Below are 22,063 nucleotides of genomic sequence, written 5' to 3'. Positions count from 1 at the left end.
GCGCCTCACCTCCTTACCTCTTCCGTGAGTCGTCCGTCGCGGATAGTGATCGTTCGTTCGCCTTGCTGGGCCACTGCCAGATCGTGCGTAATGACAAGAATGGTCATGCCAGCCCCGTGCAAAACGTGCAGCAACTCCAGAATGGAGGCGGCAGTTGAGGTATCGAGATTGCCGGTTGGTTCATCGCACAGAAGTAGAGATGGGCGCCCAACCATCGCGCGGGCGATGGCCACCCGCTGACGCTCACCGCCCGACAGAGTGGATGGCACAGCATCGACACGGTGCTCCAGGCCAACGCGAACGAGTGTTTCCCTGGCCTTCCTCATCCGTTCCTTGTGGCTGATGCTTCGGTAGACGAGAGCCAAAGCCACGTTCTCCAACGCTGTGCGGTGCGGCAGGAGATGGAAGGACTGGAAGACGAATCCGATGCGGTGGCCCCTCAGGGCGGTTCGGTCCGTGTCCCCCAGTCCAGCCGTGTCGTGGCCGTCGAGGAGATAGGTGCCGTGCGTGGGGATGTCGAGCAGGCCAATGATATTGAGCAGCGTGGATTTACCCGCGCCTGAGGGGCCAACCACCGTGACGAACTCTCCCCGCTGGACCACCAGGTCGCACGGTCGCAACGCCACGACCGGTGGGGGCCCAACGTATGTCAGACCAGCACCCCGGAGTTCGATCACGGGCGTCTCGGTCGGCTCATGGATCGTCACAGGGGCTGCCCTTGACGCATGGCAGAATTCCGAATACCGACGATGACTCGCTCGCCTTCGGCCAGTCGATGCCCCGACTGCGGACGGACCTCCACGTAGCCATCTCCAGTGGTGCCGGTAGTGACTGGGACCTTCCGCTCCGCCCCGGCTTCTGACAACACGGTCACAGAGGTTTGGCCGTCAACGCCTGCGGTAATAGCTGAAACCGGCACTACAAGCGCCTTCCCCTTGGTGGAGGCTGCCTGCACCGTGAGCCTGACATCCTGTCCGGCTAGTTCCGGGGGGAGCTCCTTTGTCGGCTTGACGACCAACAGGTACCCGTTGGGGGTGGACGGACCGTCCGGACGTCCATCGGCCGTGACGGACTGCTCCTGTTGGATGGTCTCCGATACCGATGTGACTGTTGCGGGCGCGGTTGTGCCAGTGACTTCAGACAGAATCTGCACCTGTTGCCCCGGTCGCACCAGGCCCTTCTGATGCTGTTGAAGGTAGCCGTTCACCACCAGAGCTCCGGCCGAAACGGTGAGAATCTTGCCGGAAACGACACTGCCCACCTTGGCGGTCAGGCTGTCGACCCGGGCCGGGAACCCGGAGAGGAGGACGACCTCGGAAGCGGGGAGCATCGGGCCGGCCTTGGCCTTGCTCTCGGCGAGTCGTTCACGTGCCTTGCGTAGGTCTTCGCGGGCGCGCTCGACGTTCGTACTCGTCGGGATGGCTTCCTTGGGTGACTCCTTCTGAACGTGTGCATCCTGAGGTGTGGCCTGGGCGTCCTCCAGGGCGCGTTCCGCCTCTGTGACGGCCGTCTCCGCGGTCTCGACCTCGTCGGCACCTTCCGCCCTTGCCGGCAAGGGGTCATAGCCGATGTGGGAGTAGAACCCCGTTAGCGCGGCCTTGGTGCCAACCCCGAAGTGGCCCTTACGGTCTGTGCCGACGCTATGCCCAACCTGGCGGAGGGCCGTCTGCAGCTGCGCGACGTCGTCCCCGTCCATATCGGGTTTGAGATCTCTGTAAATCGGCAGTCGTCCCTGCAGGACAAAGACAGGGCGCCCCGACACTTCCGCCAGTACCTGGCCTGCTGTGAGCTGAGTGCCGGCAGCGGCCAACAGCTTGGTGACGACGGGAGCGGACCCTTCCGAAGTGCCTCCTGTCGGAGCGACGTCTATTGATTGTTCAGCGGTCACGGTGCCGCGGAGGATCACTGAGTCGGCGAGCACTCTGTACTCCACACCAGCCGTGATGACGCTGGGCGGCGGAGCCGCTGAATCCAGTGCGGCCTGGGCCGGTGACTTGACCATCCGTGCAGCCGCCAGCCCTGCGCCGGACGCGAGGACTGCTCCGGCAGCGACTATCACAATCCACCGGCGTCGGCGCATGACTCCCACAGTCCGAACCCCCTGCTCGCTTTCAGCCACGAGCCCTCCCGTCCATACGTCCGCTACCAGTCGCAAACGCTGTTTCACTTACTTGTACTAATTACGCTCAGTTCCCCGAGAGCCCGGCTACAGCGCCCTGGTGTAGATCAACTGGCGCCTGGGCGATGACCGCTCCGTGGGTCAGACACGTGGCTCGAGTCGAGGACTTCGCGGGACTACTGGCGCAGTGGGCTTCCGTGTAGCCACGCTCGGCAGCAAGCACCTTGTTCGCCACCGATCGCAACGTGCGATATCCCGTGCCGGACTTGGTCAGGTCAGCGGCAGTCCGCGCGACGCGTCCGTTTCCGCGACCGCTTCTGCACAACTGCTCGTGAAAAGACTCGAGGACGAGGACGAACACGGCGAGTTCGTGCCCTCCCCGAATCTGCCGCGCAGGTCGTTCACCACGGCGACCAGGGTTCCGTGGACGTCCCCCGCGTCCACGTGAGGATCTGCCGAGGCGGCGACTCAGGCTCCACCCCTGTGCTCTGTGAGGCACGGGCTGTTGCGCCCTCCCCCGGGTTGGTCTCGCCGGATGGTGGCCGAACATGCGGCGACTGCGCAGAGGACGACCGCTGTGATGGCGGTAGCCGCGCGCCTCATCGGCGATCACCTGACAGAACAGCTGAGGCGTTCCTCAGCGAGCGGTCAGTCTCACGCCGCCCCTCTTCGAGGATCTCTTCCTTCTTCCCGATCATCGCTTTCTGTATCGCCGACTCGACAGAGTTCCACACGCCAATGAGGTTGCTTTCGTACTTACACTGAACGTCGGCCTGGGCAGTGGCCTTCTCTCGCGGTGTCGCAGATCCAACTCCCATCGTTTTGAGTGGATCGAGCGGAGACTTGAAATCATATCCATGCTTTTGCATGCACTGGGACCATCGGGCCAATACCGCCTTGACCTTTTCATCACTCAGCGACACGCTGAAGCTGGCCATGTTGATTTCATTCGCGGCGCGATTTGAAAGGCCGTTTCCGATTTTACGCTTAGCTTCTCCGGTGCACCCCCCCTCAGGTATCTTCTGCCCGTTCACCTCGGCACCGTCCTGCACTTTGACGGTCGGGTCGGAATTCCCCAGAAAGACGCGGGTGGCGGCTTCGCTCATTGCTGCACTCGGCGCCTGCCCCGAAGAGTCCTGAATCTCGGCTGCGCCAAGCCCGTACCCGTACTTCGATGCGGCGACGGAATCCACTATCCCGTACCGCCGAGATCGGTTGGAAGCATTATCGTCAGGCGCGACTTTCTGCCCGGAAGGAGCGCTCCATGAATAGCTGAATCCGAAGCGAGCCATGCAACTCTTGGCTTCCATGCGGGAAGCCTTGAGTATCTGTTCCTTCTCCTTCTGTGAGACCAGGTACCCTTCGATCGGAAGGGCCGGTATCGCGGCAGACCTGACTTCCGGCGCGTGTGAAGGTTTCGAGTATTCAAGCGATGCTAGGTCACTTCCGTTGCCCGACGTCTTATCGCTCTGCGCGCCACCGGAGCATCCGAGCAGAGACACGGCGAGCACGAGGGTTCCTGAGAGCCTGAGTGTCGAGGCTCTGCGCTTGTGCATGAAGGCATCCGATCAAGTGGCACCAGGCCGGCCGATGACTGCTCGGCCGGCCTGGCGGGTGGGGGGGATTAACACTCGCCGCAAACTCGCGCCTGCGAGGCGTTTTCGTTCCAGGTCGCACTGAGGTTGCCGAAGTAGGTGCCCCACCCGTACGGGTCCCACTCATCCGAGGGGCCACCCCAGCCGCTGTTGAAGAACACGCGGGTGCTGGTGTCGTTGTAGTTGTAAACCGATGCGGTGTTGTTCTTTACATACGTGCCATACCCCTTCAGAGTCTCTCCCTGGGAATACCAATACTTGCCGCATCCCTGGGAGGAGCAATTCCAAGGATTGGCGTCGTAGTTGTGAACCTTGCCGAAGATTCCAACCTTGGCGCCCGAAAGGTTCTGGCCCCAGTAGAGGCAAAGCGGGAAGTTACCGTATCTCCCGCATTGATATATCTTTCCGTCGTTCGGATTGTCGCCGTACGCGGCACTGGGCGTGGCGCTCATCATGAGTGCCGCAAATACTCCAGCGAAGACAAGAGCGATCGATTTAATGCGCACTACTCAGTCCCCCTCCTAGTCATCTGAATAGGTGCCGCCCGCATTGGGTCAACCTCAAAGGCAAGCAGACGGATTACCTTGATTTCACCCAAGCCGAGGGGGAGTGTGCGCATCTGATCGATAGCTGCACGGCGAGCGTCGACGCTCGCATGAGTTGCGATACAGGCCGCATGAGCCCCCCCGGGCCTGCTGAAATCCACCTGGATCCACCCTACACTCCGGGGCGACCAATTCAAGATCCATAAAGCTGACCTGTCGTGCGATCAGGGGCATACGGGATGACTGCTGATCTTTGGCGTCGCTTTGATGGGCCCCCGACTACGGAATCCCGAACTCGCGGAAGTCTGAGACGAGTTGAGCCGCAGCAGCCGCGGACCTGTTCGAACAAGGGATGCGGCGGCACGAGGCCGCGTACGTGCTCAGGACGACGCCGCACGCAGTCAGCGGTGCGGGGCTCCGTCGTTCTCGTGCTTGGCCCGACGTAGTTGGCATGGGCCCGGTGCGGCATTCGTGATGGTTCGGTAGATGCACGCGCAGGCACAGCCTCCAGCGATCACGGAGTGTCGAGTTCGCTGATCACCACGACCGAGGACCGTGCCTGCCCGGTTCACACCCGTTGTCGCTGAGGTTGAAAGGGTGGGGTGACAGCGGACGTTGGCGGTGCTACGTCATCGTCATGAGGTATGCGGATAGCGGCGGTCTGACCGCTGCGGGGCGGGCGAAGCGTGAAGCGCTGCGTTCCGAGGCCGCGGAGATGTTCGAGCAGGGGGTGCGGCCGCCGGAGGTGGCCCGCAGTTACGGGTGTCGCGGAAGTCGGCGTACGCCTGGCACGCCGTCTGGCGGGGCGGCGGCAGGCCGGCCCTGGCCTCCAAGGAGCCCGGCGGCTTTCCGTGTCAGCTCAGCGATGCCCAGGCAGAACGCCTGCAGGCCGAGCTGGAGGCCGGCCCTGCGGCGCACGGCTGGGTGGAGGACCACAGGTGGACCCTCACGCGTGTGGCCGAGCTGATCCACCGGCTGTTCGGGCACCGGTACACCCCGCGCGGGGTGTCGTATCTGCTGCACCGGCTGGGCTGGTCACCGCAGGTCCGCGCGCACCGGGCCGTCGAGCGCGACGAGCAGGCTGTGGCCAGGTGGCGGGCGGAGCAGTGGTCGCGGGTCAGAGGTCGTTTCACTTGGTGAGTCGTCGGTAGTTGATGAGGCCGGTGCCGATGGCTGTGAAGGCGAGGAAGTGTCCTGGCTTGCGTTCGTAGCGACGGTGGAGCCGGCGGCAGCCGGCGAGCCAGGACATGGTCCGTTCGATGACCCATCGATGACGTCCGAGTCGCTGTGAGTTCTCGAAGCCCCGGCGGGCGATCCGTGGCGTGATACCGCGAGAGCGGAGCCATCGCCGCAGGTGGAGGTAGTCGTAGCCGTTGTCGCCGTGGAGCTTGTCAGGCCGCCTGCGGCGGGGACCGCGACGGCTGCGGATCGGCGGTATCGACGCGACGAGCGGCTGGAGGGCGAGACTGTCGTGGGTGTTGGCCGCGGAGATGGCGACCGCGACGGGCAGGCCGGACCGTCGGTGACGAGGTGGATCTTCGATCCGTTCTTGCCGCGGTCGATCGGATTCGGTCCGGTCAGCAGCCCCCTTTGAGGGCCCGGACACTCACCGAGTCGATGGCGAAACGCGACCAGTCCAGGTCTCCCTGCGCGCCGAGTTCGTCCAGGATGACCCGGTGGAGACGGGCCCAGACCCTGTCCTTGCTCCAGCGGGCGAAACGCCGGTAGACCGTCGGCCAGGCCGGCCCGAACAGCGGCGGGACCTGCCGCCACGTGCAGCCCGACGTGGCCACGAACACGATCGCGGCCAGACACTCGCGGTCCCCGGCCCGCTGGCGACCACCACCCTGCGGCCGCGTCACCACTGTCTCCGGCACCACCCTGCGGAACAACTCCCACAACTCATCCGGCACCAACCGCTCGGCAAGACTCGTCATGCCCAGCACAACGAGCCAAGCGGCCAAAGGAAACGACGTCTACTGTAAGGTCCCCGCCGAAGAAGCGGTAGCGAACCAGGTCGATGCTGCGCCGGTGCTCGCGCACTGCGTGAAGGTCGTAACGGGTGTAGTCGCCAGCTACGCAGATCAGCCGCGGCCCGCTCCAGAGCGCCTGGGCCGCGACGGTCACCCCGAGCCGGTCACGGACCAGGTGTTCGAACTCGGCCCGATGGTCGACGAGCCAGCTCAGGTAGAACAACCCCTGGTTGATCACTCCTGAATCCGTGCCGCGCTTGTACTCGACCACGACGGGAGCCCCGTTCGCATCGAGCCCCAGCGAGTCGATTCGGCCGGCGTGCACCCGCCCCGTGCCGTACTGGGACACCAGGAAGCGGACCCCCAGCAGCGTCTCCATGTTCGCCTCGACAAGGCGCTGCACATCCGCTTCGGCCTCAGCGAGCCGGGGCGCAAGCTCGTTCACACGCCGGTACACCGTCTGGAACAACCGCCGTCTCGACACCCCCTCTTCGTGGACGCATCCAACGTTCAGCGCCTCAGAGGTATTTCCCGACCGGAAGACAACTACGGAGTGTGTTCGATCTCCTATGGCGGTGCGTCCGGGTCGAGAGGCATCCGCTGCACGTCACGCGCAGCAGAAAGCCGCCCTTCCAGCCGGCACGGCATCCCGGCTGGAAGGGCGGCTGTCTACTGCTGACAGCACGTCAGTTCATGCGTCCAGCGTGCGTCAGACGTGCGTCACGTGCGTCAGATATGCGTCAGATATGCGTCAAGATATCGCCCGTAACGCACGTAGCGCACATAATGCACACTCGGCAAAGTCGCAGGTCAGCGGCCCTTTTCGGCAGGCTCAAGGATCGCCACGCACTCCACATGATGCGTCGCAAGAATCAGGTCTATCCAAAACAGGTGGAAGGAAACAGCAGGTCAGAGCCTTGCGGGGCTAATTCCGTGACGCGAACGGTGTGCGTTATGGGCGCTGTGTACGGAAACACGATGCGACTGTGCCGCGTTCCCCGCCCCCAACCGCCCTGAGGGCCGTCCTGCCGGGCCTACCGGACCAGGCACGGGCTGGCTTGCCAGCCCGGCCAGCTGCTCAGAAAGCCTCAAGCTCTCCGCCGTCCTACGCGGACGGACGTTCCGGTGGCGATGAGTGCGGCGAGCAGGGCGAGGGCGGCGAGCAGGGCGAACAGCCGTGGGTAGCCGCCCATCGTGGTTGCGAGGAGGGCTGCGGCGAAGGGGGCGAGGGCGGATGCAGTCATGGCGGGGGCGCTGAGGAGGCCGGAGAGTCTGCCGTAGTGCTGTGTGCCCCAGCGGTCGGTGATGGCGGTGGCCTGCAGGAGCGTGAGGTTGCCGCGGACCATGCCTGCCACCACCGCTAGGGCGATCACGAGGCCGTACGGGCCTGAGGTGAAGGCGAAGACCGCGGTGGTCGAGCCGCCGAGCGCGATGAGGACCGCCGTGCGGGCGGTCGTACCGGTGTGGCGGGTGAGCGGGGCGTAGAGGGTGCGGCCGAGGGTCTGGCCGGCGCCGCCGAGGCCGAGGGCCCAGGCAGCCTGGCTGGTGGTGTAGCCGCGTTCGATCAGGAGCGGGACAAGAGTGACGACGACGGCGTACATCGCGAACGCGGAGAGTGTGAATGCGGCCGCGAGCAGCAGGAACGGTCGGCTGCGTACGACTGTCCGGGGCGATCCGTCTGTGTGGGCCGGTGCGGGTGGGGCCGGGGGCCAGGGGGCTTTGAGGGCGAAGGCGTGCGCGGGGATGGTGATGGCGGCGAGGATCGCGGCGAGCACGAGGTAGGTGGTGCGCCAGGACAGGTGGTCGGCGAGCGCGGCGGTGAGTGGGGCGAAGACGGTGGAGGCGAGTCCGCCGGCGAGGGTGACGATGGTGAGGGCGCGGACGTGGTCGGGGGCCCACCAGCGGGTTACGGCAGCGAACGCGGGGTGGTAGAAGGTGGCGGCCATGGCGAGCCCGGCCAGGATCCAGCCGGCCAAGAACACGGGCAGGTTCGGGGCCAGGGCCACGATCACGAGACTCAGGGTGCCGACGGCCGAGCCTGCGGTCATGACCGTGCGGGGTCCGCGGTGGTCGATGATCCTGCCGACACGGATTCCGGCGACGCCGGAGACGACCAGGGCGAGCGAGAACGCTGCCATCGTGATGCCCGTGGACCAGCCGGTGTCGGCGGTGATCTGGGGGTTCAGGACGGGGAAGGCGTAGTAGACGATTCCCCAGCTGGTGATCTGCGTGGCGCAGAGCGCGGGCAGCACGGCGCGGGGCCGTGACCGGTCCCCCGTTCCGGTCACGGCCCCGCCCGTGCGGGTGTTGAGGTCGGTCATTACAGGTCAGCAGCAGCTGCCGGCGGTGACTGGTTCGCGCGCGTCGGTCTCAGCGGTGGCCGGGCTGGAGCAGCACGTGCTGCCCTGTTGCTTGGCCAGGGTGTCGGCGTCGGCTTTGACGACGTACACCTCCCACGGCTCACGGCCAGGGCCGTGGACCCAGACCTTGTCCTGAAGGGCGTAACAACAGCTGGTGTCGTTCTCCTCGGTCGTCGTCAGACCTTCGTCGCTCAGCCGCGTGGTCGCGGCCTGGACAGCCTCGGAGCTGTCGACTTCTACGCCGAGGTGATCCATGCGGGTGTCCTCGTCAGCGGCGCCTTCGATGAGGACGAGCTTGAGCGGCGGTTCCGCGAGGGCGAAGTTGGCATACCCGTCGCGGAGCTTGGCCGGCTCGGCGCCGAAGAGCTTCGTGTAGAAGGCGACGGATGCCGCCAGGTCGGGGACACGCAGGGCGAGTTGTATGCGGGACATCACGGTCCTCCTGCTGTCGGTGGGTGGGGCAGGGTCAGCAGCCGCCGGAGGCAGCCGGGGCGCCGACGCCGATCTGGAGGGTGGCCGGGGCCGCGCAGCAGCCGCCGCCGTCGGCCGCTGCTTCGGTCTGCGGCTGGTCGAAGAGGCCGGCGCCGCCGCAGACGCCGGTCTCCGGCAGGACCAGTTCGACGCGCTCGGCGGACTCGCGGTCGCCGGCGATCGCGGCGACGACGGAGCGGACCTGCTCGTAGCCGGTGAGGGCGAGGAAGGTCGGCGCGCGACCGTAGGACTTCATGCCGACCAGGTAGACGCCCTGCTCCGGGTGCGACAGCTCGTTGACGCCGTGCGGGTAGACGGTGCCGCAGGAGTGCTGGTTCGGGTCGATGAGCGGGGCCAGCTCGACGGGGGCCTGGAGGCGCTCGTCGAGGCCGAGGCGCAGCTCGTCGAGGAAGGACAGGTCGGGGCGGAACCCGGTCAGGACGATGACCTCGTCGACCGGGTCCAGGCGGCGGCCGTCCTCGGCGACCAGGACCAGTCGCTCGTCGCCGTCGCGCTCGATCACGTCCGTGCGGAAGCCGGTGACGGCATCCGCGTGGCCTTCGTCGACCGCGGCCTTGGCAGCGAGGCCGAGGGCGCCGCGGGCGGGGAGCTGGTCTGCGGTCCCGCCACCGAAGGTCGAGCCGGAGATGCCCCGGCGCAGGATCCAGGTGGCGTGCGTGCCGCGGCCGTCCTCGGCCTTCGCGAGCTCGGCGAGGGAGGCCAGGGCGGTGAAGGCGGAGGCACCGGAGCCGATGACGGCGGTGCGCTTGCCCGCGTAACGGGCCCGGACCTCAGGGTCCTTGAGGTTGGGGACGCGGTAGGAGATGCGGTCGGCCGCCGCGCGCTCGCCGAGGGCCGGGAGCCCGTCGCCGCCGGCCGGGCTGGGGACGGCCCAGGTGCCGGAGGCGTCGATGACGGCGCGGGCGAGGATCCGCTCCTCTCGGCCGTCGGTGTGCTGGATGCGGACGGTGAAGGGCTGGGTCTCGCGGTCGGCGTCGACGATCCGGTCACGTCCGACGCGGGAGACGCCGGTGACCCGCGCAGCGAGGAGCACCTTGTCCCCGAGGACGTCGGCGAGCGGCTGGAGGTACTTCTCGGCCCAGTCGCCGCCCGTCGGGTAGGTGCCCGCTTCCGGCTTGACCCAGCCGGTGGGGGCGAGGAGCTTCTCGGCGGCCGGGTCGGTCACCTCGCCCCAGGTCGAGAACAGCCGGACATGCGCCCAGTCGCGCACCGCCGCGCCCGCCTGCGCGCCCACCTCCAGGACCAGCGGCTCAAGGCCGCGGTCGACGAGGTGGGCGGCCGCGGCCAGACCTGCGGGTCCGGCCCCGATGACCACGACGGGCAGCTGCTCGGTGGCGGTGGCGTTCATGACGATTCCCCTTTTGTTTCGACGTCCGTCGATCTCTTGCGCTCTCAGCATGGCACCTGTATCGATAGACGTCAACATAGACATTCATCAATTTGGAGGCTGATCCAGTGGAGCATGTCGATGTCGCCGTCATCGGTGGCGGCCAGTCGGGCCTGGCCGCGGCGCACTGCCTCGTACAGGAAGGGCTCAAGCCCGTGGTCCTGGAGGCGTCGGGGCAGGCCGCCGGGTCGTGGCCTCGGTACTACGACAGCCTCACCCTGTTCTCGCCGGCCCGTTACAGCTCACTGCCGGGGCTGCCGTTCGGCGGCGACCCGGACCGCTATCCGCACCGAGACGAGGTGGTGGCCTACCTGCTGCGGTACGCCGAGCTCCTGGCCGCCGATCTCCGCACCGGGCAGCGCGTCTCCTCCGTGCGTGCGGACGGAGAGGGCTTCGCGCTCGACCTCGCGGACGGACGTCGACTGGGTGCGCGGGCGGTCGTCACGGCAACCGGTGGCTTCGGCCGGCCGAACCGGCCCGCCCTGCCCGGGATCGGCACCTTCACCGGGACGGTGCTGCACGTCTCGGAGTACCGCGCGCCGGAGCCGTTCGCGGGGCAACGGGTCGTGGTCGTCGGCGCGGGCAACTCCGCAGTACAGGTGGCCGCCGAGCTTGCCCAAGTCGCGCGCGTGAGCCTGGCCAGCCGCAGCCCGGTGCGCTGGTTTCCGCAGAAGCCGCTCGGGCGTGACCTGCACTTCTGGCTCACGGTCACCGGCCTCGACGCCGCCCCTCTGGCGCGCTTCCAGCGCCGACCGGCCACGATGGCGGTCATCGACGACGGCCGAGACCGCGCCGCCCTCGCCGCAGGGCAGCCGGACCGCCGCCCGATGTTCGCGTCGGTCGACGGCCCCACCGTCACCTGGGCCGACGGCGCGCGGGAGAACGTGGAGACGATCATCCAGGCCACCGGCTACCGACCCGACCTCGGCTACCTCGCCCCGCTCGGCGCCCTGGATGCGGAAGGCCGGCCGCGGCACCGCGACGGCGCCTCACTCAACCACCCGCGCCTCGCCCACGTCGGGCTGGAGTGGCAGCGGAGCCTGTCGTCGGCATCCCTGCGGGGCGTGGGCCGTGACGCCCGGCGCGCCGCACGGCGCCTGGCCCAGCAGCTGCGCCGGGCGTAGCCCCCTGGGCTCTTGGTTCGACATGTGTCAACATAGACGTATGTCGAATGTGAAGGTGCTGCCGCTGCTGGAGCCCACCGTCGAGCCCTGCTGCCCGCCGCTGAACGAGCGGCCCCTCACGGCGGAGGAGGCCGAGCGGACCGCCGTCATGTTCAAGGCGCTGGGCGATCCGGTCCGGCTGCGGCTCTTCTCCGCCGTCGCCTCGCACGAGGGCGGCGAGGCGTGCGTCTGCGACATCTCCGACGTCGGCGTGTCCCAGCCGACCGTCTCCCACCACCTGAAGAAGCTCAAGGAGGCCGGGCTGCTCTCCTCCGAGCGGCGCGGGACCTGGGTCTACTACCGCGTGGAGCCCGCCGTCCTCGCCGCCATGGGCACGCTCCTCACCAAGGCGGCCGCAGCGTGACCATCGCGACCACCGTCGTGGTGCCGCTGACCGCCGCGCACGCCGACGGGGTCGTCGCGATCTACCAGGCCGGCATCGACGAAGGCAACGCCACCTTCGAGACGACCGCCCCCACCTGGGAGCAGTTCGACGCGGCCAAGCTGCCCGAGCACCGATTCGCCGCCCTCGACGAGACCGGGCGCGTGCTCGGCTGGGTCGCCGCCACTAAGGTCTCCGACCGGTGCGCGTATGCGGGCGTGGTCGAGCACTCCGTGTACGTGCACCCCGACGCCCGTGGCCGGGGCGTCGCCTCCGCGCTCCTCGCCGCCCTCGTCGAGTCCACCGAAGCCGCCGGCATCTGGACCATCCAGTCCGGAATCTTCCCCGAGAACACCGCCAGCCTCGCCGTCCACCAACGGGCCGGATTCCGAGTCATCGGGACCCGCGAGCGGATTGGTCGTCACCACGGAACCTGGCGCGACGTGTTCCTGCTGGAGCGTCGCAGCCCGGCAGTCAGCTGAACGCATTCCCTCCGCCGAGAGTGAGTTGGCGGTGGTGGAAGTCGAAGTGCCGGGTCGGATAGCGATAGATGTCCGCGAGGGTCATGTAGTCCTGGAAGAACGGGTCCCAGCGGACGGGGTAGTGCATGCCGCGCGCCAGGTCGGCTTCGAGCTCCTTGGCCAGTCGGCGCTCCAGCGAGCCGGTGACCCGGTCGAACGCGGCGGCCATGCGGCGCGGCCCGTACACCTTCAGCGCCCCGCACGGACCGGCATAGTTGACCCAGTCGAACGGCACGGTGGCAGCGTCAAGGACCCGCGCGAACGCTTTGCTCGCCCGGCGCGGGAGCCGGCCGAAGACGTGCACCAGGACCAGCAGCGCCCGGACGACCATGTAACCGAAGAGCATGTGCCACAACAGCTGCTCGTTGGTCCACTTGGTGCCGTCCGTGGGCCGGGCCAAGTCGTCCTTCGAGGCCGTGTCGAGGAGCCGGTGAAAGGTCTGCCGGGCGCGCTCGTAGTCGTCGTGCACGGCCTGCCGGTCCATGGGGCCCTCGTTCGTCATGGCCTGCCCGCTCTCGTCGCCCAGGCTTCGATGATGCCCAGTGCGGGGCGACCTCTCACCGAGCCGCTGCTGTGTTCAATCGTCCTGGAGCAGCGGGCCGAAGGTCTGCTGCCCGATCTGCACAGCGCGGTCCTGGCTCACGACCTGGCCGATGACCTCCGGGTGCGCTCGACGCCATCGCTCGGCCGTGGTACGGCCGGTGAAGAAGTTCAGCGCGTCGCAGCACACCTCGGCAGCGGGCCCGCCGCCTTCACGGCGGCCGATGAACACGACCGCGTCCGCAGGTTCCCACAACGGGGTGCCGCTGGCGAAGGTAACGGTCACCGGCTGTCCGCTGACAGGGTCGGAGGAGGAGATCCGTACGTCCTGGCCGCCGAGCATGGCGCTGATGCCCAGGGCGTCGACGGCGCACATCGACCACGCCTCCACACCACTCGCCAGCCGGACACGGTGCGGGGTCTCGACCGCCGAGAACGGGTAAGCCGCCCGGATCCGCCCCTCTTCCTCGAGGGCCAGGAAGTCCTCGCGGTCCAGCTCGGCCAGTACGTCTGCGGCTGTGCGGCCGGCTGGGGCGACTACGGGTTCGAGTGCAGCCGGCTGTGGTGCCATGCCGTGGGTGGCGAAGTGCCGCAGCACCGCCTGGTGGACGGCGCGCAGTCCGCGTTCGGCCGGAGCGCGTCGACCGCGGCCGGCCCGGCCGATCGGATCCAGCAGATCCGCCTCGCAGCACTCCAGTCCCTCGGCGGCTGGGACGGAAGTCGTGCCGGACAGCGCCTGGCGCAGAGCCTGGACACTGGGGGCCCCGTCCGCGCGGCCGTCCGCATCGCGGTAGAGGCGGCAGGACACACTCGTCGGGGCGTCGGGCACCGCGAACGGGTCGACGCCGTCGAGGAGCACCGTCGGCGAGCCGGTCATGCCCCAGCGGGCTGCTTCGGCGTCCTCGCGTACTTCGATGAGCTCCACCTCGGCGCTCTGGTCACCGAGCGCAGAAGTGATCCGCTCGCGTAGGACCGGTGCGTTCGGGCAGTTGGGTACCGTCAGAATCATGATCCGCATGTCCGCAGTCCTCCCGGTCCCTGGCCTGTCGCTCCGACCGTAGACCTTCCAGCGCGCTGGAAGGTCAAGGCGTTAGCGTGGAGGTATGCGTATCGGCGAACTGGCGGTGGCGGGAGGGCTGACCACCAAGACGATCAGGTTCTACGAGCAGGCCGGACTGCTTCCCGCGCCCCCACGCACCTCCGGCGGCTACCGCGACTATCCGCTGCGGACGCTCGCCCGGCTCGGTTTCATCCGCGATGCCCAGGCGGCGGGGCTGACCCTCGCGGAGATCCGCTCCGTACTCACCCTGCGGGACAGCGGGCAGGCGCCGTGCGCCCGGGTCGGTGCACTCATCGACCAGCACCTGGCGGAGATCAACCGGCGGATGGCCGAGCTGCGCAAGGCCCGTACGGAACTTCAGGAGCTGGCCCGGCGGGCCGCGGTGACAGATCCCGAGACCTGTTCCGAGGGCGAGATCTGCACCATCCTCAGCAGGCCCTGACCGGCTCCCGGTCCGGGTTCGGTACGAGGCGGGGAACGAGGCGTACGTAGGCGACCATGCCGATGACCTCGACGAGGGTCTGGGTGACCACGACGACCGCGGCCACGGCCACGGCCAGATCGTCGGGCAGGGCCAGGGCGAGGGGCAGGACGACCAGCGAATTGCGAGTCGCGCCGGTGACGACGACGGCCCGGGAAGCAGGGGCGTCGAGCCGGAGCAGGCGGGCCACCAGGCGCCCAGCGGGGGTTCGGAGCTCCCGACGAACTGCCCGCGGGTAGCCGGTGCCTTTCCCCGAAGGTGGAGCTGCGTCATAGCGGGCAGCGTGTGAGGCGAGGCAGGATCCGGCCATGGTCATGGACAAGGATCTCGTTCCGGCGTCGACGCGCTCCGCCCCCTTGGTGTTCGCGGCGGGTGGGGCCGTCGGCATCCTTGGCGGGCTGATCGGCCTGGGCGGCGCGGAGTTCCGTCTGCCGTTGCTGATCGGTCTGTTCGGTTTCGTCGCGCTCTCGGCCGTCATCCTGAACAAGGCGATGAGCCTGGTGGTGGTCCTGGTCGCGCTGCCTTCCCGCTTCGTAGCGGTTCCGCCCTCCGAGGTTGCCGGGCATTGGCCCATCGCCGTCAACCTGCTGGCCGGGAGCCTGCTGGGTGCTTGGGCTGGAGCGTCGTGGGCGGTACGGATGCGGAGCGCCACCCTGTACAAGGTGCTGGCCGCGCTGATGGTGCTCATGGCCGCAGCACTGGTGATCACCCACAGCGCGACCCTCGGGTCGCTGGCGCTGCCCTTGTGGGCTCAGGTGCCCTGCGGAGTGGTGGCCGGCTTCGGTATCGGGGTGGTCGCGGCGATCATGGGTGTGGCCGGGGGCGAGCTGCTGATTCCGACGATCGTGCTCCTGTTCGCGGTGGACATCGAAGTGGCAGGCAGTCTGTCGCTGCTGGTGTCGCTGCCGACCATGCTGGTGGCTTTCGCCCGCTACAGCCGCGACGGCAGCTTCACGGTGCTCGGTTCCAACCTCAGCTTCACGATGACCATGATCGGCGGCTCTGTCGCGGGTGCGGTGGTGGGCGGGCTGCTGCTCGGAGTGATCCCGGACCCGGCGCTGGTTCCCGCCCTCGCCGTGATTCTGCTCGTCTCCGCCGTCAAGATCGTCCGGCACGACTGATTCCAAGGAGACCCCTCGGGCTTCGGCTTGTCCGCGGCCTTGCTCCTTCTCGCTGTCAGCGCAGGAGTTGAGCGATCTGCCGGGCGGCTTCGCGGGCAGGGCGGCCGACGCCGATGAGGGTGGCGGAGGCGGGGCCGGTCCAGTCGCCGTAGCCCAGGAGGTGCAGGCGGGGTTCGGCGAGAGCCTGGGTGCTGTGGGTGGGAATGTGTCCGCGGGGCCCGCGGAGGCCGAGCGGGGCCAGGTGGGAGAGGGCGGGACGGAAGCCGGTGCACCAGATGATCGCGTCGGCGTCGGCGCGGGTGCCGTCGGCCCACTCCACGCCGGTCGCGGTGAGCCTGGCGAACATCGGCTGGGCCTTGAGGAGCCCGGCGTCGCGGGCTTCGCGGACTGGCGGTACGGCGACGATGTCGCCCAGCGAGGCGACGCCGCCGGTGTCGGTGCGGCCTTCGTCGAGGGCGCGGCGGCGTGCGGTGGCGTGGTCGAAGAGGGCGCGGCCGTCGATGTCGTCGGCGAGGTAGCGGGGTTCGCGGAGGGTGACCCAGGTGAGGTCGGTGTCGTACGCGAGGTCGGCGGCGATCTGGGCGCCGGAGTTTCCGCCCCCGACGACCACCACCTTCTGCCCGGCGAAGTCGGAGGGGCGCCGGTACTCCACGGTGTGGGAGTGGGTGCCCTTGAACTCCGTACGGCCCGGGATCGCGGGGATGAACGGGCGCCACCAGGAGCCGGTCGCGCTGATCACCGTACGGGCCCGCCAGGTGCCGACGTCCGCCACCACCCGCAGGAACTCGCCGTCACGGTGGACCGCTTCGACGCGGACGGGGCGAACGACGGGGAGCTCGTACCGCCGCTCGTACTCGGTGAGGTAGTCGACGACGTGCGCCGCGTCCGGGTACGTCTCGCCAGGCTGCGGTGGCATGAGCCGACCGGGCAGAGAGGAGTACGCGGCCGGGGAGAAGAGGTGGAGGGAGTCCCAGGTGTGCTGCCAGGCTCCGCCCGGCGTGGCTTGGGCGTCGAGGATGACGGAGTCGAGGCCGAGGCGGCGCAGGTGGTGGCCGGCGGCGAGTCCTGCTTGGCCGCCGCCGATCACCACCACGTCCACGACCTGCGTCATTCGCTGGTCGTCTTGCCGCGCATGAAGATGACCGCGACCAGTGCCAGGCCCACGACCGCGCCGATCAGCTGCATCCCGACGAACGCCGGGACGGAGGCGGGAGCGATACCGGCGAAGGTGTCGGTGAACGCCCGGCCGATCGTCACTGCCGGATTCGCGAACGAGGTCGAGGAAGTGAACCAGTAGGCCGCGCCGATGTACGAGGCGACCGCGACGGGCGCGAAACGGAGACGATCGGTACGGGCCAGGCCGAAGATCAGCAGGATCAGACCGGCGGTCGCGACGACCTCCCCGAGGAGCAGGTTCCCTGCGGAACGGTCGTGTGTGGACCACTTCACCAGCGGCTCGCCGAACATCGCGTCCGCCAGGACCGCGCCCGCGATCGCGCCGACGACCTGCGACGGGACGTACACGGCGAGCTCGCGCCCGTTCACGCCCGCGCCTCCACGCCGGGCGGTCCACCACTCGGCCAGGGTGACGGCCGGGTTGAAATGGGCGCCGGAGACCGGGCCGAGGAGGGCGATCAGGACGCCGAGCCCGAAGACGGTGGCGGTGGAGTTGGCCAGCAGCTGCAGGGCGACGTCATCGGTGAGGTCGGTCGCCTGGATGCCCGAGCCGACGACGATCGCCACCAGGGCGGCGGTGCCGACGAGCTCGGCGGCGGCTCGGGCGGCGAGCGGGGTACGGGGCGGGGTGGCGCCGGGCGCGGGCTGCGGCGACGGGTCGGCGGCTATGGCGTCGCTCACGGCGGGCTCGGTGGCGGTCACGGGCAGGGTCTCCTCGGGCAGGTGAGACGAGAGGCTACGGGCAGGCTCTCTTGGTGTCGGTGTTGGCGCGCGCGGTCTCGGCCAGGGCCGCGAACTGGCCGGCCAGCGCTTCGATGACGTCCGGCTTGAGCCGGTAGTAGGTGAACCGGCCGCAGGGCTCGGTCTCGACGACCCCAGCCTCGCGCAGCACTCTCAGGTGGTTGGAGAGGTTGGTCTGCCTGGCACCGGTCTCCTCCACGAGGTGGGTGGTGCAGAGCGTCTCGCGGGCGAGCAGGGTCACGATCTGAAGGCGCAGGGGGTCACCCAGCACCCGGATCAGATCAGTATCGACTGACGTCATCATGGGCTGATACTCTCACATCACCCCGAGCTGATACCAGCCTGGGCTGACCTCTTTGAACCCAGGGGGTACTCGCCATGACCGCGTCCCCGCACCCGGTCCTTCCCGACGAACGTCTCGCGGCCGGTGTGGCCCGCCTCGCCGTGCGTCACCATGGCCAGTACTCCGTGGAGACGGTACAGCGGCTGATCGCCGACTCCTACGAGCAGCTCGCCGCGAACGCGCACGTCCGCACCCACCTCGTGGTGCTGGCGGAGCGATTCGCCGCCGAGCGCCTGGACGCACTGGCGCACGTCGAGAACCCGGCCGACACCGGCGGTCGGCCGCGGGTGCTGTTCGTGTGCAGCCACAACGCCGGGCGTTCGCAGATGGCGGCCGCCCTGCTGGCCCACCGGGCCAGGGACGACGTCATCGTCTCCTCCGCCGGCACCCACCCTTCGGGCGCCGTCGACCCCCACGTGGTCCAGGCCCTCACCGAGGCCGGCATCGGACTCGACGAGGTCTGCCCCAAGCCGCTGACCGACGAGGTCGTCCAGGCCGCCGACATCGTGATCACCATGGGCTGCGGCGACGCCTGCCCCGTGGTGCCCGGCCACCGCTACCTGGACTGGCCCGTCCCGGACCCCGACGGCGCACCGATCGCGGTCGTGCGCTCCATCCGCGACGCCATCGACACCCGTATCACCACTCTGCTGGACAGCCTGCCCGGCACCTGAAGCTTCCCGTCCCCGCACCACGCTCCATCCCTGCCTAAGGAAGAACCGATGACCGCTCCGCTCGCCTCCGTGCTCTTCGTCTGCGTCCACAACGCCGGCCGTTCCCAGATGGCCGCCGGATTCCTGAACCACCTCGCCGGCGACCGCATCGAGGTCCGCTCCGCCGGCTCGATCCCGGGCGACCAGGTCAACCCGGCCGCGGTCGAGGCGATGCGGGAGGTCGGCGTCGACATCTCCGACCAGAAGCCCAAGGTCCTCACCACCGAGGCCGTCCAGGCGTCCGACTACGTCATCACCATGGGCTGCGGCGACGCCTGCCCGATCTTCCCCGGCAAGAAGTACCTCGACTGGGCCCTGGAGGACCCCGCCGGCCAGGGCGTCGAGGCCGTCCGCCCCATCCGCGACGAAATCAAGGGCCTCATCGAGGGCCTCATCGCCGAGATCGACGCGAAGCAGGAGGCGTGACCTCAGTGACCGAGCCCACCACTGACGACGTCCGTGAGGTCATCGTCATAGGCTCCGGCCCCGCCGGATACACCGCGGCCCTCTACACCGCCCGGGCCCAGCTCAAGCCGCTGCTCTTCGGCAGCTCGATCTTCGTCGGCGGGTCCCTGACCACGACCACCGAGGTCGAGAACTTCCCCGGCTTCCCCACCGGCATCGAGGGCCCGGACCTCATGGACAACATGCGGGCCCAGGCCGAGCGCTTCGGGGCGGAGATGGTCGACGACGACATCGTCTCCGTCGACCTCACCGGCGACATCAAGACCGTCACCGACTCCGAGGGAACGGTCCACCGCGCGAAGGCCGTGATCATCGCGACCGGCTCCGGCTACCGCAAGCTCGGCCTCCCGAACGAGGACGAGCTCTCCGGCAGGGGCGTCTCGTGGTGCGCCACGTGCGACGGTTTCTTCTTCCGCGACCGCGACATCGTGGTGGTCGGCGGCGGCGACACCGCCATGGAGGAAGCCACCTTCCTCACCCGCTTCGCCCGCTCCGTCACCGTCGTCCACCGCCGCTCCACCCTGCGCGCCTCCAAGGCCATGCAGAATCGCGCGTTCGCCGACGACAAGATCTCCTTCGCCTTCGACAGAGAGATCGCCGAGATCAAGGAAGCGAACGGCATGCTCGCCGGCGTCGTCCTGCGCGACACCTTCACCGGCAAGACCCGCGACCTCGACGTCACCGGCCTGTTCATCGCCATCGGCCACGACCCGCGCACCGAGCTCTTCACCGGCCAGATCGACCTCGACGACGAGGGCTACATCAAGGTCGAATCCCCCTCCACCCGCACGAACATCCCCGGTGTCTTTGCCGCCGGCGACGTCGTCGACCACACCTACCGCCAGGCCATCACCGCAGCCGCCAGCGGCTGCCAGGCCGCACTCGACACCGAGCGGTACCTCGCCAGCCTGGCCTCTCCTGTGCAGCCGGTCGGCGTCTCCGCCTGATCACGTGTGGGCAGGGCCTCTCAAGGTCCTGCCCAGCTGCACAGGTCGGACACGATGGTTCGGCGCGCGGGACAACTCCCGGTTGGCAGCGCGAGCGGCCTCCAGCTCGGCCCCGCCTTCTGGCGTCAGCCCCGAGCCCGAAAGGGAGCCGACGTCACGCTGCCCAATCGAGCGAATCCGTCGCGAAGCACCCGTCGTCGACAACCAAAGCTGGCAACATCCGGCCGTCGAACGTCAGCCTCGAGCCGAAGGCAGCCCATTGGAGCGGCAGGTCAATGAACGTCAGCTTGCGGTGCTGCAGTGGGTGGGGGCAGGGTGCCCTGTCGGCGTTTGGGAGACCAGCTCCTATAAGACCACCTCTCAGGCACTGCAGAACCGGGGCCTGGTCACGGTCTCCCGGAAGGCCGGGCAGTGGAGCGTCGCCCTGACGAGTGCAGGCCAGCACTACCTGGCGCACGGCACGTACCCTCCCCGCGGGTCACGCCCGCGGAAGACCCAGACCGCCGCTCCACGACCCCAGTCCACCCGAGCGCAGGAAACTCCGGCCGCCGAGCGAAAGCCAAGCCCTCCCGCACAGCCTCGCGTGACGTTCACGGAGCAGCTGTTGCAAGAGCTCGCGGAGGCCGGCGGCAGGATCGTCAAGAGCGGCAGCGGTCCAGACTTGGAGAAGTGGCCGTCCCGCGTCGCCGCGGCACGCAGGTCCGGAAGGGTCCCGGAGACGAAGGAGCTGTACGGGAGCTGGTGCCATGGCGGGACGAGATCAAGCTCGTCGACATCCCCGCCTGGCGCCTCGCCGTCCTCGAACCCGTCCCTGTGCCAGCGCGGCTCACGCGGCCGCACACCGTGGTCCGGGCCATGCAGAACGAACAACAGCCACTGGGCCTCACGAAGCCCGTCCAAGGACGTGCCCTCCGGCTCGTCCAGGCGCTGATCACTGCTGCCAAGGCCGCGGGACATTCCAGTTCGGCGGGACAGACCGGCTTCGCGCCCCCGTCTCATCGCCGCCGCAGGGCATCTCCCCATTTCACCCTGACCGCACAGGGCCAGACCGTGGGGTTCCTTCTCCTCCAGGAACAGGACCGGGCCGAGCACGTCGCCACCGAGAAGGAACTCGCCGCGGCCAAGAAGGACTCCTGGGTCAGGATCCCCCGCTACGACTACACCCCGTCCGAGCGGCTCCGCTTCGTCCTCAGCGGCGGCCAGCCGCACCGGGCGAGCGAATGGGCCGACGCCCCGGGCCGCTCCCTCGAAGAGCAGCTCGCCGAGATCGCCCAAGAGGTCACGCTCCGCGGCGAAGCCGCCGAACGCAGACGCCAGGACGAGGCCGAAGCGGCACGGCAGAAGCGCATCCGCTGGGAAGCCGCCATGGAAGAAGCCCGCATCCAGTACGCGGAGGCGTACCGCGTCAGGCACTTCGAAGCGCAGGAAGCGGCTTGGCGCCACGCCACTCGGCTGAGGGAGTACGTGAGCGCCGTACGCACGCGCGTCGAGGCCATGCCGCCGGGGCAGGCCAGAACCGACGCCAAAGCATGGATCTGCTGGGCAGCGGCCACAGTCGAGCGCCTCGACCCGCGGAGCACACCACCCCGGCTGCCCGACGTTCCAGAGCCGCGAGCCGACGACCTCAGGCCCTTCCTCGGGCACTGGAGCCCTTACGGACCGACCTATTGAGCGACCGCTCCGCCAACATCGGGCCCGCCGAAGTGCGGCAGGCCGGAACCCGGGCCGATTTCCTGCAAGTTCCCGCAAAGACAGCCTGCGAGAACGCGCCCTCCACCCGGCACGACCTGCACGATCAGCTAGCTGACACCCCATCAGAACGAGCGTCAAATGAGCGTCACGAGCGTCATTTCAGCGTCAAGATATCGCGCGTAACGCCCACACCGCACATAATGCGCATGCAAGAAACCGCAGGTCAGGAGCCCTTAGCGGCCGGTTC

The 22,063-nt window shown here is 68.5% G+C and carries 22 protein-coding genes and 3 pseudogenes; 10 read left to right on the top strand and 15 right to left on the bottom strand.

All coding sequences use genetic code 11. From position 1 onward, the window contains the following. Window positions 1-5 precede the first annotated feature (5 nt). From AC067Z_RS08175 to AC067Z_RS08160, 4 genes are all read right to left on the bottom strand, one after another. Window positions 6-707: an ABC transporter ATP-binding protein gene (locus tag AC067Z_RS08175; protein WP_478788644.1), complete on the bottom strand. Its 702-nt coding sequence runs from the start codon at window positions 705-707 to the stop codon at window positions 6-8. Continuing rightward, window positions 704-2,119 carry an efflux RND transporter periplasmic adaptor subunit gene (locus AC067Z_RS08170; RefSeq protein WP_478788643.1) on the bottom strand — a complete coding sequence of 472 codons (1,416 nt, stop codon included), beginning with the start codon at window positions 2,117-2,119 and terminating at the stop codon, window positions 704-706. The genes AC067Z_RS08175 and AC067Z_RS08170 overlap by 4 nt, the downstream gene beginning before the upstream one ends. A 599-nt stretch (window positions 2,120-2,718) precedes the next feature. Then, window positions 2,719-3,675 carry a hypothetical protein gene (locus AC067Z_RS08165; RefSeq protein ID WP_478788642.1) on the bottom strand — a complete coding sequence of 319 codons (957 nt, stop codon included), beginning with the start codon at window positions 3,673-3,675 and terminating at the stop codon, window positions 2,719-2,721. A 68-nt stretch (window positions 3,676-3,743) separates the two neighbouring features. Further along, complete coding sequence (locus AC067Z_RS08160) at window positions 3,744-4,220, bottom strand: hypothetical protein (RefSeq protein WP_478788641.1); 477 nt, start codon at window positions 4,218-4,220, stop codon at window positions 3,744-3,746. Window positions 4,221-5,021: 801 nt separating this feature from the next. On the opposite strand from AC067Z_RS08160, the gene AC067Z_RS08155 reads away from it, so the two are divergent. Continuing rightward, on the top strand, window positions 5,022-5,399 hold the full coding sequence (locus tag AC067Z_RS08155; RefSeq protein WP_478788640.1) for a helix-turn-helix domain-containing protein: 378 nt from the start codon (window positions 5,022-5,024) through the stop codon (window positions 5,397-5,399). On the opposite strand, the pseudogene AC067Z_RS08150 reads toward AC067Z_RS08155, so the two are convergent. The 5 genes and pseudogenes from AC067Z_RS08150 to AC067Z_RS08130 form a co-directional block, all read right to left on the bottom strand. Then, a pseudogene (locus tag AC067Z_RS08150) lies at window positions 5,389-6,196 on the bottom strand (IS5 family transposase). The gene AC067Z_RS08155 and the pseudogene AC067Z_RS08150 overlap by 11 nt on opposite strands. A 46-nt stretch (window positions 6,197-6,242) precedes the next feature. Continuing rightward, a pseudogene (locus tag AC067Z_RS08145) lies at window positions 6,243-6,716 on the bottom strand (PDDEXK family nuclease); the annotation flags it as partial. Window positions 6,717-7,320: 604 nt separating this feature from the next. Beyond that, the gene (locus AC067Z_RS08140; RefSeq protein ID WP_478788639.1) at window positions 7,321-8,553 is read right to left on the bottom strand and encodes an MFS transporter; all 1,233 of its coding nucleotides are present in this window, start codon (window positions 8,551-8,553) and stop codon (window positions 7,321-7,323) included. A 6-nt stretch (window positions 8,554-8,559) separates the two neighbouring features. Further along, a complete protein-coding gene (locus AC067Z_RS08135) occupies window positions 8,560-9,024 on the bottom strand; it encodes an ArsI/CadI family heavy metal resistance metalloenzyme (RefSeq protein ID WP_478788638.1) in 465 nt (154 codons plus the stop codon). A gap of 34 nt (window positions 9,025-9,058) precedes the next feature. After that, a complete protein-coding gene (locus AC067Z_RS08130; RefSeq protein WP_478788637.1) occupies window positions 9,059-10,432 on the bottom strand; it encodes an NAD(P)-binding domain-containing protein in 1,374 nt (457 codons plus the stop codon). 107 nt (window positions 10,433-10,539) lie between these two features. Between AC067Z_RS08130 and AC067Z_RS08125 the strand changes: the two genes are divergently transcribed. Genes AC067Z_RS08125 through AC067Z_RS08115 form a run of 3 tightly spaced genes read left to right on the top strand, consistent with a single transcriptional unit; the run spans window position 10,540 to window position 12,498 of the window. Further along, entirely contained in the window at window positions 10,540-11,595 is a 1,056-nt protein-coding gene (locus tag AC067Z_RS08125; RefSeq protein WP_478788636.1) for a flavin-containing monooxygenase, read from the top strand. A gap of 40 nt (window positions 11,596-11,635) precedes the next feature. Beyond that, window positions 11,636-11,998, top strand: a complete 363-nt coding sequence (locus AC067Z_RS08120; RefSeq protein ID WP_478788635.1) for an ArsR/SmtB family transcription factor — start codon at window positions 11,636-11,638, stop codon at window positions 11,996-11,998. Further along, the gene (locus AC067Z_RS08115) at window positions 11,995-12,498 is read left to right on the top strand and encodes an N-acetyltransferase family protein (RefSeq protein ID WP_478788634.1); all 504 of its coding nucleotides are present in this window, start codon (window positions 11,995-11,997) and stop codon (window positions 12,496-12,498) included. The genes AC067Z_RS08120 and AC067Z_RS08115 overlap by 4 nt, the downstream gene beginning before the upstream one ends. Here AC067Z_RS08115 and AC067Z_RS08110 read toward each other — a convergent pair. Next, complete coding sequence (locus AC067Z_RS08110) at window positions 12,491-13,039, bottom strand: DinB family protein (RefSeq protein ID WP_478788633.1); 549 nt, start codon at window positions 13,037-13,039, stop codon at window positions 12,491-12,493. The two genes, AC067Z_RS08115 and AC067Z_RS08110, sit on opposite strands and share 8 nt — an antisense overlap. A gap of 75 nt (window positions 13,040-13,114) precedes the next feature. Beyond that, complete coding sequence (gene merB, locus AC067Z_RS08105; protein ID WP_478788632.1) at window positions 13,115-14,095, bottom strand: organomercurial lyase; 981 nt, start codon at window positions 14,093-14,095, stop codon at window positions 13,115-13,117. A gap of 85 nt (window positions 14,096-14,180) precedes the next feature. On the opposite strand from merB, the gene AC067Z_RS08100 reads away from it, so the two are divergent. Then, a complete protein-coding gene (locus AC067Z_RS08100) occupies window positions 14,181-14,579 on the top strand; it encodes a heavy metal-responsive transcriptional regulator (protein ID WP_478788631.1) in 399 nt (132 codons plus the stop codon). Here AC067Z_RS08100 and AC067Z_RS08095 read toward each other — a convergent pair. Beyond that, a pseudogene (locus tag AC067Z_RS08095) lies at window positions 14,566-14,820 on the bottom strand (arsenic resistance protein); the annotation flags it as partial. The gene AC067Z_RS08100 and the pseudogene AC067Z_RS08095 sit on opposite strands and share 14 nt — an antisense overlap. A gap of 106 nt (window positions 14,821-14,926) precedes the next feature. On the opposite strand from AC067Z_RS08095, the gene AC067Z_RS08090 reads away from it, so the two are divergent. Next, complete coding sequence (locus tag AC067Z_RS08090) at window positions 14,927-15,739, top strand: sulfite exporter TauE/SafE family protein (RefSeq protein ID WP_478788630.1); 813 nt, start codon at window positions 14,927-14,929, stop codon at window positions 15,737-15,739. 55 nt (window positions 15,740-15,794) lie between these two features. On the opposite strand, the gene AC067Z_RS08085 is transcribed toward AC067Z_RS08090, so the two are convergent. From AC067Z_RS08085 to AC067Z_RS08075, 3 genes are read right to left on the bottom strand one after another with little or no spacing between them, the layout of a single operon-like run. Beyond that, window positions 15,795-16,850: an ArsO family NAD(P)H-dependent flavin-containing monooxygenase gene (locus AC067Z_RS08085; protein ID WP_478788629.1), complete on the bottom strand. Its 1,056-nt coding sequence runs from the start codon at window positions 16,848-16,850 to the stop codon at window positions 15,795-15,797. Continuing rightward, window positions 16,847-17,617, bottom strand: coding sequence for an aquaporin (locus tag AC067Z_RS08080; protein WP_478788628.1), 771 nt, complete (start codon window positions 17,615-17,617; stop codon window positions 16,847-16,849). Before AC067Z_RS08080 ends, AC067Z_RS08085 begins: the two co-directional genes overlap by 4 nt. Before the next feature lie 34 nt (window positions 17,618-17,651). Continuing rightward, on the bottom strand, window positions 17,652-17,960 hold the full coding sequence (locus AC067Z_RS08075) for an ArsR/SmtB family transcription factor (protein WP_478788627.1): 309 nt from the start codon (window positions 17,958-17,960) through the stop codon (window positions 17,652-17,654). 74 nt (window positions 17,961-18,034) lie between these two features. Between AC067Z_RS08075 and AC067Z_RS08070 the strand changes: the two genes are divergently transcribed. From AC067Z_RS08070 to AC067Z_RS08055, 4 genes are all read left to right on the top strand, one after another. After that, window positions 18,035-18,673, top strand: coding sequence for an arsenate reductase/protein-tyrosine-phosphatase family protein (locus AC067Z_RS08070; RefSeq protein ID WP_478788626.1), 639 nt, complete (start codon window positions 18,035-18,037; stop codon window positions 18,671-18,673). A gap of 48 nt (window positions 18,674-18,721) precedes the next feature. Next, window positions 18,722-19,138 carry an arsenate reductase ArsC gene (locus AC067Z_RS08065; protein WP_478788625.1) on the top strand — a complete coding sequence of 139 codons (417 nt, stop codon included), beginning with the start codon at window positions 18,722-18,724 and terminating at the stop codon, window positions 19,136-19,138. Window positions 19,139-19,143: 5 nt separating this feature from the next. After that, window positions 19,144-20,124 carry a thioredoxin-disulfide reductase gene (gene trxB, locus AC067Z_RS08060; RefSeq protein WP_478788819.1) on the top strand — a complete coding sequence of 327 codons (981 nt, stop codon included), beginning with the start codon at window positions 19,144-19,146 and terminating at the stop codon, window positions 20,122-20,124. Between the two features lie 669 nt (window positions 20,125-20,793). Then, a complete protein-coding gene (locus tag AC067Z_RS08055; RefSeq protein WP_478788624.1) occupies window positions 20,794-21,795 on the top strand; it encodes a hypothetical protein in 1,002 nt (333 codons plus the stop codon). Window positions 21,796-22,063: the final 268 nt, after the last annotated feature.

The organism is Streptomyces sp. NPDC043812 (assembly GCF_056436245.1).
The sequence above is the reverse complement of the archived record's forward strand: the minus strand, read 5'-3'. Positions and strand labels throughout refer to the sequence as shown.